Source organism: Microbispora sp. NPDC049125, assembly GCF_040802045.1.
Taxonomy (GTDB): domain Bacteria; phylum Actinomycetota; class Actinomycetes; order Streptosporangiales; family Streptosporangiaceae; genus Microbispora.
Genome location: NZ_JBEZDW010000009.1, coordinates 179461 through 196644 on the forward strand (window position 1 = coordinate 179461; position 17184 = coordinate 196644).

The 17184-nt window shown below is 72.7% G+C and carries 11 protein-coding genes; 4 read left to right on the forward strand and 7 right to left on the reverse strand.

The features are described 5' to 3' along the window. Window positions 1-129: 129 nt before the first annotated feature. From AB0B72_RS13925 to AB0B72_RS13955, 7 genes are all read right to left on the reverse strand, one after another. The gene (locus tag AB0B72_RS13925) at window positions 130-852 is read right to left on the reverse strand and encodes a sirohydrochlorin chelatase (RefSeq protein ID WP_367739085.1); all 723 of its coding nucleotides are present in this window, start codon (window positions 850-852) and stop codon (window positions 130-132) included. After that, a complete protein-coding gene (locus AB0B72_RS13930) occupies window positions 849-2012 on the reverse strand; it encodes a uroporphyrinogen-III synthase (RefSeq protein WP_367739086.1) in 1164 nt (387 codons plus the stop codon). The genes AB0B72_RS13925 and AB0B72_RS13930 overlap by 4 nt, the downstream gene beginning before the upstream one ends. Continuing rightward, on the reverse strand, window positions 2009-2371 hold the full coding sequence (nirD, locus tag AB0B72_RS13935; protein ID WP_367739087.1) for a nitrite reductase small subunit NirD: 363 nt from the start codon (window positions 2369-2371) through the stop codon (window positions 2009-2011). Before nirD ends, AB0B72_RS13930 begins: the two co-directional genes overlap by 4 nt. Then, the gene (gene nirB / locus AB0B72_RS13940) at window positions 2368-4833 is read right to left on the reverse strand and encodes a nitrite reductase large subunit NirB (RefSeq protein ID WP_367739088.1); all 2466 of its coding nucleotides are present in this window, start codon (window positions 4831-4833) and stop codon (window positions 2368-2370) included. Before nirB ends, nirD begins: the two co-directional genes overlap by 4 nt. Continuing rightward, entirely contained in the window at window positions 4830-6230 is a 1401-nt protein-coding gene (locus tag AB0B72_RS13945) for an FAD-dependent oxidoreductase (protein WP_367739089.1), read from the reverse strand. Before AB0B72_RS13945 ends, nirB begins: the two co-directional genes overlap by 4 nt. Then, window positions 6227-8338, reverse strand: coding sequence for a molybdopterin oxidoreductase family protein (locus tag AB0B72_RS13950; protein ID WP_367739091.1), 2112 nt, complete (start codon window positions 8336-8338; stop codon window positions 6227-6229). Before AB0B72_RS13950 ends, AB0B72_RS13945 begins: the two co-directional genes overlap by 4 nt. Before the next feature lie 213 nt (window positions 8339-8551). Next, a complete protein-coding gene (locus AB0B72_RS13955) occupies window positions 8552-9913 on the reverse strand; it encodes an MFS transporter (RefSeq protein ID WP_367739093.1) in 1362 nt (453 codons plus the stop codon). A gap of 233 nt (window positions 9914-10146) precedes the next feature. Between AB0B72_RS13955 and AB0B72_RS13960 the strand changes: the two genes are divergently transcribed. From AB0B72_RS13960 to AB0B72_RS13975, 4 genes are all read left to right on the forward strand, one after another. Then, the gene (locus tag AB0B72_RS13960; RefSeq protein WP_367739095.1) at window positions 10147-10623 is read left to right on the forward strand and encodes a peptide deformylase; all 477 of its coding nucleotides are present in this window, start codon (window positions 10147-10149) and stop codon (window positions 10621-10623) included. Between the two features lie 203 nt (window positions 10624-10826). Beyond that, complete coding sequence (locus AB0B72_RS13965; protein WP_367739096.1) at window positions 10827-11999, forward strand: peptidoglycan recognition family protein; 1173 nt, start codon at window positions 10827-10829, stop codon at window positions 11997-11999. Window positions 12000-12550: 551 nt separating this feature from the next. Next, window positions 12551-13324, forward strand: coding sequence for a glycosyltransferase family 2 protein (locus AB0B72_RS13970; protein ID WP_367739097.1), 774 nt, complete (start codon window positions 12551-12553; stop codon window positions 13322-13324). A gap of 201 nt (window positions 13325-13525) precedes the next feature. Continuing rightward, a complete protein-coding gene (locus AB0B72_RS13975) occupies window positions 13526-17101 on the forward strand; it encodes a lipopolysaccharide biosynthesis protein (protein WP_367739098.1) in 3576 nt (1191 codons plus the stop codon). Window positions 17102-17184 lie beyond the last annotated feature (83 nt).

Consider the following 17184-nt stretch of genomic DNA (forward strand, 5'->3'; position numbering starts at 1 on the left):
GCCGCGAATACGATCAAGCATCCCGATGGCCGCGCCTGATCCCGCGTCTCCCGCCGCCGGCCGTTCCGCCGTCGCTCACGCCCGTCGCCCGTCGGCCGGGGGCCGCCGCCGGCGGGGCGCGGCGTGCCGTCAGGCGGCGGGCGCGGGCTGGGAGCCGGACAGGCGCCGGGTGCGCCGGGGGGCCGCGGCCTCGTCGAACCGGGTCCACACGAGCTCGGCCACGTCGCCGTCCACCCCTATGGGGGCGCTCACCACGTCGGCGCCGCTGGTGACCAGCCGGTTGTGGAAGAAGCCGGGGGCGAGCAGGTAGGACGCGACGGCGACCCTGGGGGCGGGCCCCGACCGCACCCGCTTCATGGCCTCGGCCACGCCCGGGTCCCCGGCGGAGGCGAAGGCCGCCGTGACGGGCCGCGAGAGCCGTACGGACAGCAGGCGGGCGGCGGCCCGCACATCCTCCAGGGCGGCCGGGTCCGACGAGCCGGCCGCGCCGAGGATCACCGCGTCCCACGGCCGCAGCCCGGCGGCGGCGAGCCGCCGGGCCAGCACCGAGGTGAGCAGCCGGTGCGGCCCGAGCGGCCCCGCCATCAGGGCGTCGGGCCTGACCCGCGCCACCACGGCCGGCAGGTCGATGTGGACGTGGTATCCGCCGGCCAGCAGCAGCGGGACCACCACCACGGGCCCCGGCACCGCGGCCAGTACGTCGGCGAGCAGCGGCGAGCTGATCTCCAGGTAGCCGAGCTCGACCCGGCGGCCCGGCCGCGCCCGGCGCACCCGGTCGGCGAGGGACTCCATGACGCATTCCCACTCGCCGGTGCGTGCGCCGTGCGCCGCCAGCACCAGGGTCGGCGTCACCGGTCATCCCTCCCGCAGGCCAGGCGGTAGCCGCGCTTCACGACGGTCTCCACGATCCCGGACGGCCCGAGCGCCCGGCGCAACCGGGTGATCGCCATCTCGACCGCGTGCTCGGCGGAGTCCCGGGAGGGCCCTCCCGGCAGCACGACTCGCAGCTCGGAGCGCGCCACCACATGGCCGGGCCGCTCCGCGAGCCGCTTGAGAACGGCCATCGGGGCGGGCGGCAGGGGCTTCAGGTCGCCGTCGACCACGACGGCGTGCCCGCGGATCTCCAGCTCGTGGCCCCCCGCGACCAGCCGCGTGACGCTGCTGGCCGGCAGGTGGCGGGCGAGCGTCCGGGCGAGGGCGCCGAGCCGGGCCCGGTCGGGCTGGACCACCCGGACGCCCCGCGACGTGAGGGGGTTGGCGGTGACGGGCCCCACGCAGGCCGCCACGACCCGGGTGTCGAAGGCGGCCAGCAGCGCCTCCTCCAGCCCGTCGCCGCGTGCCGCGTTGAGCATGGCGAGGACGGCGGGCGCGCTGGTGAACGCGACCGCGTCGACCCCGCCGGAGACGGCCTGGCTGACCAGGCGCCGCAGCGGGGAGGTGTCACGGTAGGGCAGCCACCGGTAGACGGGGACCTCGATCACGTCGGCCCCCGCGTCCCTGAGCGCCGCGACGAAGCCGGTCAGCGGCTCGCCGTGGAGCTGCACGGCGATGCGGCGGCCGCGCAGGTCCTGGGCGAGCAGGTACTGCTTCACCTCCTCGCACGACTCGGTGGCCGGCGTCCAGGCGTCGACGAGCCCGGCGGCACGAACGGCCCCCCTGGCCTTCGGTCCGCGGGCGAGGAGCCGGGCGCCGCCCAGGTGCTCGTTCAGGTCGCCGGACAGGCCCCAGCCCTCGGCCGCGGCCATCCAGCCGCGGAACCCGACCCCGGTGGTGATCACCACGTCGTCGACGGGCGCCTCCAGGCAGGCTCGGGTGGCCGCGAGCAGCCCGGTGTCCTCGGCGAGCGGCACGATGCGGATCGCGGGGGCCCGGACCACCCGGGCCCCCCGCCGTTCCAGCAGGGCCGCCAGCTCCTCGCGGCGGCGCGTCGCGGTGACGCCGATCGTGAAGCCGGCGAGCGCGTCCGGCGCCGTCTCCAGGCTGACCAGGGGATCGTCCATAAGCGCGGTCATGCCACGCTCACCTCCACGGTTCCATCGGTGACGCGGACGGCGTAGGTCGGGACGGCGACGCCCGGATCGTCCACACACGCCCCCGTGGCGAGTGAGAAGACCTGTTTGTGCATGGGGGACGCCACGGTGGGCTCGCCGTTCCTGGTGCCGACTATGCCCCGGGACATGACGTACGCCCCGCTGTAGGGGTCCAGGTTGCCCAGCGCGTAGAGGGCGCCGTCGAAGGTGCGGAACAGCGCCACCTGTTCCGCGCCGACCAGCACCGCCGCTCCCCGTTCCGGGAGCAGGTCGGTGTAGGAGCAGACGGGGGTCCAGTGGAGCCGCCCGGCCGGGGCGGCCGTCTCGTTGAGAATGGTCATCTGCGTGCTGCCTCCAGGGGGATCAACACCGGCTTGATCTGGTCGCGTTCGGTCTCGAAGGTGATGGAGGGGTCGGGGACGCCGGGCGCGTTCACGAAGCTCACGAACCGGCGCAGCTTGTCGGGGTCCTCGATGGCGGTCCGCCACTCGTCCACGTAGGTGGTGACGTGCCGCCGCATCTGGGCGTCCAGGTCGGCGCAGATGCCCAGCGAGTCCTCGATGATCACGGAGCGGAGGTAGCCGAGCCCGCCTTCGAGGCTCTGCACCCAGGCCGACGTCCGCTGCAGCCGGTCGGCCGTGCGGATGTAGAACATCAGGAACCGGTCGATGGTCTGGATCAGCTCGTCGGTCGACAGGTCGGCGGCGAGCAGGTCGGCGTGGCGGGGGGTGAAGCCGCCGTTGCCGCCCACGTAGAGGTTCCAGCCCTGCTCGGTGGCGATGACGCCGAAGTCCTTCGAGCGGGCCTCGGCGCACTCCCTCGCGCAGCCGGAGACGGCGGACTTGAGCTTGTGCGGTGAGCGCAGGCCCCGGTAGCGCAGCTCCAGGGCGATGGCGAGGCCGACCGAGTCCTGCACGCCGTACCGGCACCAGGCGGATCCCACGCAGGACTTCACCGTCCGCAGCGCCTTGCCGTACGCGTGACCGGACTCGAACCCCGCGTCCACCAGCCGCCGCCAGATGTGCGGGAGCTGCTCGACGCGGGCGCCGAGCAGGTCGATGCGCTGACCGCCGGTGATCTTCGTGTAGAGGCCGAAGTCGCGGGCCACCTCACCGATCACGATGAGCTTGTCGGGGGTGATCTCCCCGCCGGGGATGCGCGGCACCACCGAGTAGGTGCCGTTCTTCTGGATGTTGGCGAGGAAGTGGTCGTTGGTGTCCTGAAGTGCGGCCTGCTCGCCGTCGAGGATGTGGCCGTGCCCGAGGGAGGCCAGGATGGAGGCCACCGCAGGCTTGCAGATGTCGCAGCCGCGCCCGGTCCCGTGCTCGGCGATGAGCTGGGAGAACGTGGTGATCCCCCGGACGAGGATGATGTCGTACAGCTCGGCCCTGCTGTGCGTGAAGTGCTCGCACAGCGCCTTGCCGACGTCGACCCCCGACTTGACGAGGATCTGCTTGAGCATCGGGACGCAGCTGCCGCACGTCGTCCCCGCGCGGGTGCAGGCCTTGATGCCCGCCACGTCGGTCAGGCCCTTGTCCGCGATGGCCGCCGAGATCTTGCCCTTGGTCACGTTGTTGCAGGAGCAGACCTGCGCGTCGTCGGGCAAGTCCACCGAGGACGTGCCGGCGCCGGAGAACAACAGGTCGCTGGGGGCGCCCGGCAGCGGCTTGCCGACGAACGGCCGCAGCGTGCTGTACGGCCCGGCGTCGCCGACGCAGACACCGCCGAGCAGGGTCTTGGCGTCGTCGCTGATGAACAGCCGCTTGTAGACCCCGGCCACCGGGTCCATGTAGGTGACGTCCAGCGCGCCGGACATCGCGCCGAACTGGGCGACCTCGACGCCGAGGAGCTTCAGCTTGGTGGACATGTCGGCGCCCTCGAAGGTGGCCGCGCCGCCGAGGATCCGGTCGCCCGCCACCTCCGCCTGGGTGAAGCACGGCCCGACGAGCCCGTAGACCATGCCGCCCGCGAGGGCGCACTCCCCCACGGCGTAGATGTGGGGGTCGGAGGTCCGCATGCCCTCGTCGACGACGATCCCGCCGCGCTCCCCGACTTCCAGCCCGCACTGGCGGGCCAGCTCGTCGCGCGGCCGGATGCCTGCGGAGAAGACCACGACCTGGGCGCCGATCGCGTCGCCGTCCGGCTTGACCAGGGCGGCCACCCGGCCGTCCGGCCCCGCCGCGATCGACGAGACCCCCGCGCTCGTGTGGATGGTCAGCCCGAGCGCCTCGACGTGGCCGCGCAGCACGGAGCCGCCGCCCTCGTCGACCTGCCGGGGCATCAGACGGTCGCCCATCTCGATGACGTGGGTCTCCAGGCCGAGCCCGCGCAGCGCGTCGGCCGCCTCCAGGCCGAGCAGGCCGCCGCCGATGACGACGCCGGCCCGGGCCTCCCGCGAGGCCTCCCTGATGGCGTCCAGGTCGTCGATGGTCCGGTACACGAAGCAGCCGGGCAGGTCCCTGCCGGGGACCGGCGGCACGAACGGCGCCGAGCCGGTGGCCAGCACGAGCACGTCGTACGGCTCGACGTGGCCGCCGTCGGTCGCGACCGTACGGTTCTCGCGGTCGATCCCGACGATCCGGCCGCCGAGCCGGACCACCACGCCGTCGGGCACGGGGTAGGTGAGGTCCTCCACGCTGACGCCCGCCAGGTAGGAGGTGAGCGCCACCCGGTCGTAGGCCGGGCGGGGCTCCTCCCCGAACACGGTGACGGTGCCGTCGAAGCCCCGGTCGGCGAGGGTCTCCACCAGGCGGTGGGCCGTCGGCCCGTGCCCCACAACGACGAGTCTCCTGGTCGTGCTCATGCGCTCACACCCTCCTGCTCGCACAGCCAGCCCACGATGCCCTCCACCGCGTCGCGGCAGCCGCCGCACCCGGTGGTGGCCCTCGTGGCGGCGGCCACAGCCTCCACGTCCCGCGCGCCGGACTCCCAGCACGCTCTGATCTGGCCCTTTGTCACGTTGTTGCACTGGCAGACCCGCGCCGAGTCCGGCATGCGGGTCGGGCTGTCGGCCACCGGCATCCCGCCGACCCCGGGGAACAGCAGCCCCGCCCGGTCGGAGGGAAGCGGCCCTCCCCTGTCGAACAGCTGGGTCAGCGTGCCGACGGCCGAGGTCTCGCCCAGCAGGATCGCGCCGACCAGCCGGCCGTCCCGGATGACGAGCTTGCGGTAGGTGCCGTTGTGCCGGTGGGAGAAGCGGACGATCTCCGCCTCGTCCTCCGTGAGGTGGGTCTCGCCCATCGCGGCCAGCTCCACGCTCCTCGCCTTGAGCCGGGTGACCAGGCGGGAGCCGCGGTACCTGGCCTCCTTGTCCGTCCCGGTGACCAGGTCGGCCACCACAGAGGCCTGCTCCCACGCCGGCGCCACCAGGCCGTAGACCCGGCCTGCGTGCTGGGCGCACTCCCCGATGGCGAAGATCGACGGGTCGTCGGTGCGCAGCTCGTCGTCGACGACGACCCCCCGGGCCACCTCCAGCCCCGCGTCTCGGGCCAGCCCGACGACGGGGCGCACACCGCAGGCGAGCACCACGAGGCCTGCGTCGACCAGCTCGCCCGTGGACAGCTCCACGTGCCGCTCGCGCACGGCGCTCAGGGTGACGCCGGTGCGGATGACGACCCCCAGCTCGCCGAGCGTCTGGCGCAGGATCAGCCCGGCCTCCTCGTCGAGCTGGCGCTCCATCAGGTGGCCGCCCAGGTGGAGCAGCGTCACCGGGACGCCCCGCCCGGCCAGGCCGCGCGCGGCCTCGATGCCGAGCAGCCCGCCTCCGACGACCACCGCGCTGCGGGCGTCTTGGGCCGCGTCCCGGATCCGCTCGCAGTCGTCGAGAGTCCGGAACGCCGTTGCCCGCTCCACGCCGGGCACGGGCGGCACCACCGGCTCGCTTCCCGTGGCGAGCACCAGCACGTCGTATGGCTCCCGCGTCCCGTCGGCGGCGATCACCGTCCGGCAGTCCCTGTCGATCGCCGTGACGGGGACGCCGAGGCGTGCCGTCACGCCGTGGTCGGCGTACCAGCGAGGGTCGAGCAGCCGGACCTGGTCCGGGCTCGACGTGCCGGCGACCACGTTCGACAGCAGCACCCGGTTGTACGGCTGCCACGCCTCGGCGCCGAAGACCGTGATCTGCACGTCCTTGTCGCGTGCGCGGACCTCGCTCACCAGGCGCGCGCCGGCCATCCCGTTCCCCACGACCACGAGCCTCACGCGACACGCTCCCCGGGGGTGCAGCGCTCGACGGCGGCCGCGCAGACCTTGAACTCCGGCATTCGCGAGACCGGGTCGAGCGCCGGGTTGGTCAGCGCGTTCACGCCCTCCCAGTGGAACGGCACGAACACGGTGTCGGTGCGGATCGCGGCGCTCAGCCGGGCGGCTCCCTCCACGGCGCCCCGGCGGGTGCGGACGCGGACCCGGTCGCCAGGGTCGATGCCCAACCGCTCGGCCAGCTCGGGGTGGAGCTCCACGAACACCTCGGGCGACGCCTGGACGAGAGCGCGGATCCGCCGCGTCTGCGCGCCCGACTGGTAGTGGGCGAGCACCCGCCCGGAGGTCAGGTAGAGGGGGAACTCCTCGTCGACGTCCTCAGCCGGCGGCCGGTGCTCGACGGGAACGAGCCGGGCCCGGCCGTCGGGGGTCGCGAAGCCGTCCAGAAAGGGCCGCGGCGTCCCGGGGTGCGGGGCGGCGTCCTCACCGGCCGAGGGGCAGGGCCAGAAGACCCCCGTCTCGGCGGCGATCCGCTCGTAGGTGATGCCGGAGTAGTCGGCGATGCCGCCCGCGGACGCCTCGCGCAGCTCGTCGAAGACCGTGCGCGGGTCCGGGGAGAACCGGTGCCCGTGGCCGAGCCGCTCGGCCAGGCCGGACAGGATGGCGAGGTCGGTGCGCGGGCCGGGCGGCGGCGCGGCGGCCTGACGGCGGAGCAGGACGCGTCCCTCCAGGTTCGTCATCGTGCCGGCCTCCTCCGCCCACTGGGTCGTGGGAAGCACGACGTCGGCCATGGCCGCGGTCTCCGACAGCACGAAGTCGGAGACCACGAGCAGGTCGGTGGAGGCCAGCCGGTCGCGGACGTGGCCGGCGCGGGGCGCCGACACCACGGGGTTGGAGCCGAACAGCAGCAGCGCCTTCGGCCCGGCCGGCGTGCCCAGCGCGTCGAGGAGCTCGTACGCGGACCGGCCCGGCCCCGGCAGGTCGGCGGGGTCGACGCCCCACACGCGGGCGACGTGGGCCCGCGCCGCCGGGTCGTCGATCTTGCGGTAGCCGGGGAGCTGGTCGGCCTTCTGCCCGTGCTCCCGGCCGCCCTGCCCGTTGCCCTGGCCGGTGACGCAGCCGTAGCCCGAGCCCTCCCGGCCGGGAAGGCCCAGGGTGAGCGCCAGGTTGATGAACGCGGTGACGGTGTCGGTGCCCTTGGAGTGCTGCTCGGCGCCCCGGCCGGTGAGGATCATCGCCCGGTCCGCGGTGCCGAGGATCCGCACGGCCTCACGCATCAGGGCGATCGGGACCCCGGTGACCCGCTCGACCCGCTCCGGCCACCAGGCCGACACGGACGTGCGAACCGCTTCGAAGCCGCTCGTGCGCTCCGCCAGGTAGCCGAGGTCGGCGTACCCGTCCGCGATCGCGAGATGCAGCAGGCCGAGCGCGAGCGCGAGGTCGGTGCCCGGGGTGACCTGCAGGTGGAGGTCGGCGAGCCGGGCCGTCTGGGTGAGCCGCGGGTCGATGACGACGAGCTTGCCGCCGCGGCCGCGCATCGCCGTCAGGTGGCGCACAAAAGGGGGCATGGTCTCCGCGACGTTGCCGCCGGCCAGGAGCACGGCGCCGGCCCTGCCGATGTCGGTGATGGGGAACGGCAGGCCCCGGTCCATCCCGAAGGCCCGGTTGGAGGCCGCCGCGGCCGAGGACATGCAGAACCGGCCGTTGTAGTCGATCTGGCTGGTCCGCAGCGCCACCCGGGCGAACTTGCCGAGCTGGTAGGCCTTCTCGTTGGTCAGCCCGCCGCCGCCGAAGACCGCGACGCCGTCGGGCCCGTGCTCGGCCTGGATCTCCAGGATCCGGCGGGCGACGAACGCCAGCGCCTCGTCCCAGCTCACCGGCCTGCCGTGCAGCAGCGGTGTGGTGAGCCGTTCCGGTGAGGCGAGCAGCTCAGCCGCCGTCCACCCCTTCTGGCACAGGCCGCCGGCGTTGGCCGGGATGTCCTCGCGCGGGCTGATCTCGCCGCCGGCCACGTACATGCCGCACTGCAGCGCGCAGTACGGGCAGTGGGTGGCCGAACCCACGGGGACCTGCGACATCACAGGACCGGGAGCGGACAGTGAGATCGGCATGGATCCGATGGTGCTTTCAGGCGGTTTCACAGCTGGGTCCCTTCTGTTACCGCTGTGCTACAAGCCGCCAACCGCGCTAACTTCCGCGGTAGCGGGATGTGAGAGACCCCGTCGTCTCGAAAGCTCACTAGTGCTGTCACCTGCGGTGAGGTGTACGGCCGAAAAGAGCGGGCGCCGGAGGCGCCCGCGACGTGGCGGATGCGGATCGCCGGGTCAGACCCGGGCGGCCGCGAGGCTGGAGGCGGAGCGCACGCCGGCCGTGCGCATGTAGCAGAACCAGGTGATCGCGAAGCAGGCGGCGTAGAAGGCGGCGAAGGCGGCGATCGCCGCGCCGGCGCCGCCGGTGGCCGCGATCGAGCTGCCGAAGCCTCGGTTGATGAAGAACCCTCCGAACGCGCCGATCGCGGAGATGAAGCCGATCGCCGCCGCGGCGTCCCGCTTGCCGGCCCGGACCGCCTCCTCGTACTCGGGGGTGCCGGCCTCCAGCCCCGCCACGGCCTTCGCCCGGAAGATCGCCGGAATCATGCGGTACGTGGAGCCGTTGCCGACGCCCGCCGTCCCGATCAGCAGCATGTACGACGCGAAGAACAGCACGAAGGCGTGGCCCGACAGCCCGCGCCAGACCAGGAGGACGGCGGCGATCATGGCGGCGAAGTTCCAGAACGTCACCGTGGCGCCGCCGAGACGGTCCGACAGCCAGCCGCCCACCGGGCGGATGAGGGAGCCGACCAGCGGGCCGAGGAAGGCGAGCGTGATCAGCGAGGCGTGCTCGGGGAACTGCGACTTGATCAGCAGCGGGAAGGCCGTGGAGTAGCCGATGAACGAGCCGAACGTGCCGATGTAGAGGATGGACATGATCCACGTCTGCGCGCGGCCCGCCGCCTTGGCCATCTGCCTGGGGTCGGCCTTCGCGGAGGAGAGGTTGTCCATGAAGAAGTAGGCGCCGGCGGCGGCGGCCAGGATGAACGGCACCCAGAACAGGCCCGCGGCGGCCAGCCCGAGCCCCCCGATGACCAGCGGCATGACCAGCTGCACGGAGCTGACGCCGATGTTGCCGCCAGCGGCGTTCAGGCCGAGAGCCGCCCCCTGCCTGCTCTGCGGGTAGAAGTAGGTGATGTTCGCCATGCTGGAGGCGAAGTTCCCGCCGCCGAAGCCCGCGGTCGCGGCGATGACGAGGAACGCCCAGAACGGCGTGTCCGGGTTGCTCACCGCCACCGCCAGCAGCGCCGCCGGGATGAGCAGCAGCAGCGCGCTCACGACCGTCCAGTTGCGCCCGCCGAACTTCGCGGGAGCGAACGTGTAGGGGATGCGCAGGGCGGAGCCCACGAGGTTGGGCAGCGAGACGATCCAGAAGAGCTGGTCGGTGGAGAACTTGTAGGCGCCCATTTTGACGGCCACGATGCTCCACACGGTCCACAGCGTGAACCCGAGGTGCTCGGCGAAGATCGAGAAGATCAGGTTGCGCCGGGCCACCCCCTTGCCGGAGCCCTCCCAGAACGCGGGGTCGTCCGGCCGCCACTCGCCGATCCAGCGCCCCTTCCCTGGGGTGGGCTGCGCCACCTCTGTCACCGTCATCGTTCCTCCTGCGTCGTCCGGGGGGTCGTCGGGTAGGCCGGGAGCCGCAACCGAAGCTAGGAGGACCGCGTTACGCACCTTGACAATCAGTGACGGTGCATCCGTTAAGTGTGCCGCACCCCTGAAACATGTCATCCACACGCATAACTGGCGCAACATGGATTTAACAAAGATTGACCGCCCGCAAAGTTGGGAATTCCCCCCGATGACCGTCGTCGCAGCGGGGAGCGTGCATGACCGTCCGCCAGATACGCATGTTCGGCGATCCCGTCCTCCGGGAGGCGGCCGCACCTGTCACCACGTTCGACCGTGAGCTTCGCGACCTGGTCCGGTCACTGACCGCGACCATGCGCGCGGGTGCGGGGCGGGCCGGGCTCGCCGCACCGCAGCTCGGCGTCCCCCTCCGGGTGATCGTCTACGACGTCGACGGGAGGGCCGGTCACATCGTCAATCCCCGGCTGGAGCGCTCTGGACGCACGGTCGTGGCCGACGAGGCGTGCCTGTCCGCGCCCGGCGTCTGGTGGCCCAGGGAGCGGTCGTTCTCCGCCGTCGCCCGCGGCAGGGACATGTACGGCAAGCCGGTCACGGTGCGTGCCATCGCCATGCTGGCGCGGGTGCTCCAGCACGAGGCGGACCATCTGGACGGCGTGCTGTTCATCGACGACCTGCCCGCCGAGGATCAGCGACGTTTTCTCGCCGCCATTCCCTGAGATACTCCGGCGGCTCACGATATTTCGGATATCACGGCCTTCTTACCGGGGCGAGTTATTCAGCGCCGGAGAATGTCCGGGACATATCGGCTCACATGTGACCGGTTTCCGGTCCGCAGGAATAGCCGCGACGGTGGCAGGGGATATCGATGCAGCCTCCCGCCGGACGCGTGCCCATGCACGCGCTCAATCGGGGAGTGCGCATGCCAGCGATCACACGCCGGGCGTTCCTGTGGGTGGGCACGGGTGCCGCCGGGGCGGTCCTGCTCGGGCCCGCGGCCCGGGCATCGTCCGCGGTCGAAGGCGGCGTCCCATCCGGCCCCCCATCCGGCCCCCCATCCGGCCCTCCGTCTGGCCCTCCGTCTGGCCCCGCAGCGCCACCGGACACCGCGTCGAGCACCGGACCGGACACGGCGCCGGGCACCGCATCCGGCACCGCATCCGGCACCGCGCCGGACGCCGCGTGGGACGCCGCGTGGGACGCGCCGGGCAGCGCGTGGGACGCGGAGCTCCCCCAGCCGGGCCCTTTCGGCGCCGATCAGGATGCGCAGACCGCGGCCCTCGCCCCCGAAGAGACCACCGGCAGGGCCGTCACACCGGCCCTGCGGCCCGCCGCGCGGCCCCCGGCACGCCCGCGGGTGTACACGCGCACCGACTGGGGGGCGGACCCGCCCAAGAGCAAGGCGCAGGTGCTCGACCGCGCCCCGGACCGGATCGTCATCCACCACACCGCGACGGGGAACACGGGCGGCACGAGCCGCGACGCCGCGTTCCGGCTGTCGCGCGCCATCCAGCGCTACCACATGCGGCACAACGGCTGGGAGGACATCGGCGAGCAGTTCACGGTCGGCCGCGGCGGCCACATCATGGAGGGCCGCAACCGCACGCTTCCCGCCATCGCCCAGGGCAGGCTCGTGCTTGGCGCGCAGGCGGCCGACCACAACGCGCACACACTGGGGATCGAGACCGAGGGGACGTACACGTCGGAGCTGCCCACCTCGGCCCAGCTGTCCTCCCTGACCGCGCTGCTGGCCTGGCTGTGCTCCACCTACTCGCTCGACCCCGAGACGGCGATCATCGGGCACCGCGACCTCAACGCCACGTCCTGCCCCGGCGACCGCCTCTACGGCTACCTGCCCCAGCTCCGCGCGAACGTCGCCCGCCGCCTGGGCCGGCGGCCCGCCCGGCTCGGCATGCCCTACCCAGGCGCCCTTGCCTTCCGGGGCCCGGACTCCGCGCGGCTCATGCCGCCGGACGCGGCTTCCGCCGCCGCGCCGCGAGCCGTGCGGGGACCACTGCCCGGTCCGTCCGGGCCGTACGACCACGGGCCCGCCGTCGGCCCCTTCGACCGCCTGCGGTGGGGCGTCCGCCTGTAGGGCCCGTGCAGCGGCGGGTCACGATTTGGCTACGGCGGTGCACTCCATGTGACCGGCGAACGTCCGCGTTGACAGCGGGCAGGGCCCTTGGTCAGATAGGTATAACGATCAGCGGCCGCCCGGGTTATGCTGCTCGTCCCCATGAAGCGGGCCTGCCGGGCGGCGGCTTCCGTTCATCCGATTCCGGCGGGGGTGAGGGCATCGATGGCCTTCAGTACGAAGATCGCGGCTGCGGCCGATTCGCGTGGTGCCACACCTGGGGAAAGATCGGGACGGTAGCCTCGGGTTTCCGCGGGGTTTCGGTCGGTCTGCCCGTCCGATGCCCACATCGCGGCGAAAGCCATTGTCGGATTCGTACGACGTCCTCGCAGCTACGCGGCACGCGACGTGCGACGTGCGGCGACGCCGAGCACCATCCCCCGGAGGATCCACACACCATGAACCCCGAGAGCACCAGATCTCTCCCCTTTTCACATCTGGGAACGCTTGCCGTAAAGCAGGGTGTTGACGGATTTATCCGCGTTTCGCCGCTGATGGCCATCACGCCGCGGGTGAGCATCGTGGTGCCCGCGCTCAACGAGGCCGAGAACCTGCCCCACGTGTTCGCGACCCTTCCCCGGTGGATCCACGAGGTGGTGCTCGTCGACGGGAACTCGACCGACGACACGGTCGAGGTGGCACGGCTCCTGCGGCCCAGCCTGCGGATCGTGCGGCAGCGCGGCAAGGGAAAGGGCGACGCCCTGGCCGAGGGCTTCGCCGCGTGCACCGGTGACATCATCGTGATGATCGACGCCGACGGCTCGACCGACGGGCGGGAGATCGTCCGGTTCGTCGGCGCCCTCGTCGCCGGCGCCGACTACGCCAAGGGATCCCGCTTCCTGAACGGCGGCGGCAGCGACGACATCACCGTCAGCAGACGCCTGGGCAACCTCGTGCTCAGCTCGCTGGTCAACCGCCTGTACGGCACCCGCTACACCGATCTCTGCTACGGCTACAACGCCTTCTGGGCCCGCCACCTCGACGCGCTCACCCCCGACTGCGCCGGCTTCGAGGTGGAGACGCTGATGAACATCCGCGCCGCCAAGGCGGGGCTGCGCATCCACGAGATCCCCAGCCATGAACGCAACCGCATCCACGGGGCGAGCAACCTGCGGGCCGTCCGCGACGGCTGGCGGGTGCTGAAGACGATTCTGCGCGAGCGCGCCGACCGGATGCCCGTGCCGGCCGGATCGTCCGCGACCATCTCTCCGGCGACCTCCCCCGCGACCTCTCCCGCCAACGGCTCCACGGCTCCTTCGCCGGCCGCCGACCAGGGGGCCGCCTGACAGTTCCGGCGGCCTCGCCCCGTCGAGGCTCCGGTTGCGGTCCGGCGGCGTGCCGCCGGACAATCACGTGAGTTCTGCCGCCCGCGCCGGCGCGGCCGGCCTGAGCAGTACAGGGGGTTTCGCTGTGTCTCGTCCGCATGCGGGTCCACGCCGTTCCGGGGTGGACGCGGCTCCGGGCCCTTCCCGGGCGGACGCGGCTCCGTGACCGAGACCATCCCCCGCACCCCGGCCGAGCCCGGGGCCGGCCCACCGGCCGGGCCGCAGGCGGAGGCGGGCGCGCGGCGCCGCCTCCCGGCGGGCCTGGGCGACCCCCTGTTCCGCAACGCCTACGCGCTGATGGTCAACGCCGGCGCCTCCGGCGTGCTCGGCCTGGTCTACTGGGTCCTCGCCGCCCGTCTGTACGACACGGCCGACGGCGGGCGCGCGATGGCGGTCATCGGGGCGATGCGGCTGCTGGCGGCCCTCACCTCGTTCGGCTTCGTGGGCACCCTGACCCGGTTCATCGCCGACACCGGGCGGTCCACCGGCAAGTTCATCGCGGGCGTCTACATCGTCTCGGCCGGCGCGGCGGCCGCGGCCACCGTCGTCTTCCTGCTGACGATCGACCACTGGGGCGACAACTACCGCGACCTCAGCGGGGCCGGCCCCGGGCTGCTGTTCATCGGCGCCGTGCTCACCTGGGTCGTGTTCACCCTGCAGGACGTCGCGCTCACCGGGTTGCGCAAGGCGACCTGGGTGCCGATCGAGAACATCACGTTCGGCATCGCCAAGATCGTGCTGCTGGTCGTGCTGGCGGAGACGCTCCCCGGGGACGGCATCACCGTCTCCTGGGTCGTCCCGGTGGCGGTCACGCTGCTGCCGGTCAACCTGCTCATCTTCCGCAAGCTGGTCCCCGAGCACAAGCGGGAGACCGAGGGCCGCAGGCCGCCGACCGTCCGCAAGCTGAGCCGGTTCCTCGCGGGCGACTACCTCGGCTCCACCTTCGTCCTCGCCATCACGTACCTGCTGCCCGTGATCGTGGGCGCGTACGTCGACGCGACGACGTACAACTACTACTACAGCGCCGGGATGCTGGGGGCGATCCTGGAGCTGCTCGCGATCACGATGGCCACATCGCTGACCGTCGAGGGCGCGTTCGACGCCGCCTCGCTCGCGGCGAACGGGCGGCGCGCGCTCGTGCGCACCTTCGTCATCCTCTGCCCGATCGTCTTGGGCACGGTGCTGCTGGCGCCGTACCTGATGGCGGCGTTCAGCCCCGGGCACGCCGAGCACGCGACGACGCTGCTGCGCCTCACCGCGATCGCCACGCTGCCGCGCGCGCTCGTCGAGCTCTACCTCGGCGTGCTGCGGGCCAAGAGCAGGCCGAGGCGGCTCGCGTACGTCCAGGGCGGCATGTGCACGGTGGCCTTCGCCGCGACCATGCTGCTGCTTCCCCGTCTCGGCATCAACGGCGTGGGCCTCGCCCTGCTGCTGGCGCAGCTCGCCACCGCCGTCGTGATCACCCCGCCGCTGCTGCGGACGCTGGTGGTCACGGGCGGCGGTGCCGCGGGGGCCCGGCCGTACTCCATCATGGACCTCGTGACGACGATCACCGACCGGGCGGCCTCGGCGTGGCGCAGGACGCGGGTGGTCCCCGCGATCCGGGCGGAGCGGGCCAGGAGGTGGCTGCTCCCCCTGCTGGCCGCCGAGGGGTTCGCGATCTACCTGCTGGCGCTGGTCGGCCCGCTGAGCTCGCTGACCGGCGTCGATCCCGAACGGATGAACGGCCTCGGCCTGATCTCGGTGATCCCGCGGGCATCGCTCGCCGGGCTCGCGCTGCTGATCGGCGCGTTCTTCGCCACGCTGGCCCAGCGCCGCTACCGGCCGGTGCTGCTGCTGCTGCAGCTGTTCGCCATCACGTTCTGCTTACACGGCGCGTCCGCGCTCGTCTCCGCCGAGCCCCGCTTCCCCACCGCGTGGCTGCACGTCGGGTTCATCGAGTACATCGCGCGGACCGGCGGCACGCTGCCGGGGCTCGACGCGCGGTTCAGCTGGCCGGGGTTCTTCGCGGTGTTCGCGTTCGTCAGCGGCGCCCTCGGCATGGAGAACTTCCGCGAGTTCGTCAACTGGGTGCCGGTCGTCTCCAACCTGCTCTACCTCGTGCCGCTGCTGCTGATCCTGCGCAGGATGCGGGCCGACCGGCGGGCCAAGTGGCTGGCTGCCGTGCTGTTCGTCACCATGCAGTGGATCGGCCAGGACTACTTCTCCCCCCAGGGCACCACCTACCTGTTCTACCTGCTGTTCCTGGCGATCCTGGTGACGTGGTTCGGCCGGCAGGAGTCCCGGCCGGAGCCGGACGAGCCGGCCGGGCTGCTGCGCCGCATCGGCCGCCACCTCGACGAGGCGGAGCCCGGTGAGTTCCTCTCCCGACCGGCCGACAAGGGCACCCGGATCGCGCTGTACGTGGTGCTGCTGATCCTTGGGGCCGCCACCACCGCCACCCACCAGATCACCCCGTTCATGATGGTGTCCGCGTCGCTGGGGCTGGTGCTGCTGCGCCGCTGCTCGCTGTCCACGCTCCCCTGGCTGATCGGCGGCTTCGCGGTCGCCTGGGTGAGCTACCTCGCCACGCCGTACTGGTACGGCCACCTCGGCGACATGATGGGCGGCATCGGCTCGCTGGTGGGCAACCTGACGGCCAACACGACCGGGCGGTTCGAGGCGGCCACGGGCGACCCGCTCCACCCGTACGTGCTCAAGGCGCGTCTCGGGTTCGCGGGGATCCTGGTGCTGATGGCCGGTCTCGGCATGGCCCGCAGGCTCCGCCGGAAGGTGATGGACCGCGTCGCGCTGGTGCTGACCGTCACGCCGGTGACCGCCATGGCCCTGCAGAGCTACGGCGGCGAGATGGGGCTGCGGGTCTACTTCTTCATGCTGCCGGGCGCGTGCATCCTGGCGGCGTACGCGTTCTTCCCGGAGTCGCCGGGCAGCCTGCGTGGCATGCGGCAGATCGTGGGCCGCCCGTCGCTGCTCGACCAGGTCCGCGCGAAGCTGCCGATGCCGGTCGCGTTCGTCGCCGTGCTGGCGCTCGCCGGCGGGTTCTTCGTCACCCGGTACGGCAACGAGCAGTTCGAGCGCGTCACGACCGGAGAGGCGCAGGCGCTCGACTACATCTACGCCAGGGACCGGCCGAGCGCCCGTGTGCTGCTGCTCGCGCCCGGGGACACCAAGCCCGGCACGGTCAGCTCGGACATCACCTACAGCGTCGTCCCCTGGCGTGAGAAGGACGTCGAGCGGGTGGAGTGGCTGGGCACGCCGCCGCCGGCGAACCCGGCCGACGTCGGGCCGATCGTGTCCGCGCTGCGCGGGCTCGGGCCCGGCTCGTTCCTGCTGACCATGCGCAGCCAGGACACGATGCTCGAGGTCACCGACCCGCTCGGCCAGGGCATCGCGGACGGCTGGGGGGATCGCATGCGCGCCTCGCTGTCCGCCTCCCCCGACCTGGTGACGCTGTTCGCCGACGGCGACGCGGCCGTCTACACACTGCGCCGCCAGCCGCCGGGATCGGTCCCTCCCTCGGGGGACTACACGCTCACGCCGCCGGGCTTCACCTCCTGGACGCCCGTCGGCCTGGCCGCCCTCGCCCTGTACGCCGGTCTGCTCGTCACGCTGGAGCTGATGAGCATCAACGGGACGATCACCGCGAGGCGCCGGCGCAGGCTGCTGCGCGTCACGGCGTTCGTCACGGTGGTGGCGATCGCCGTGGTGATCGAGCGGTTCGCGTCGCTGGGCCTGTGACGCCGCCCCGGCCCGTCTCCCCCGTGCACGGCCCGGCCCGCCGGCGGCGAGCCGGGACGCCGGCGGGCTCCGATTCCGTCGTG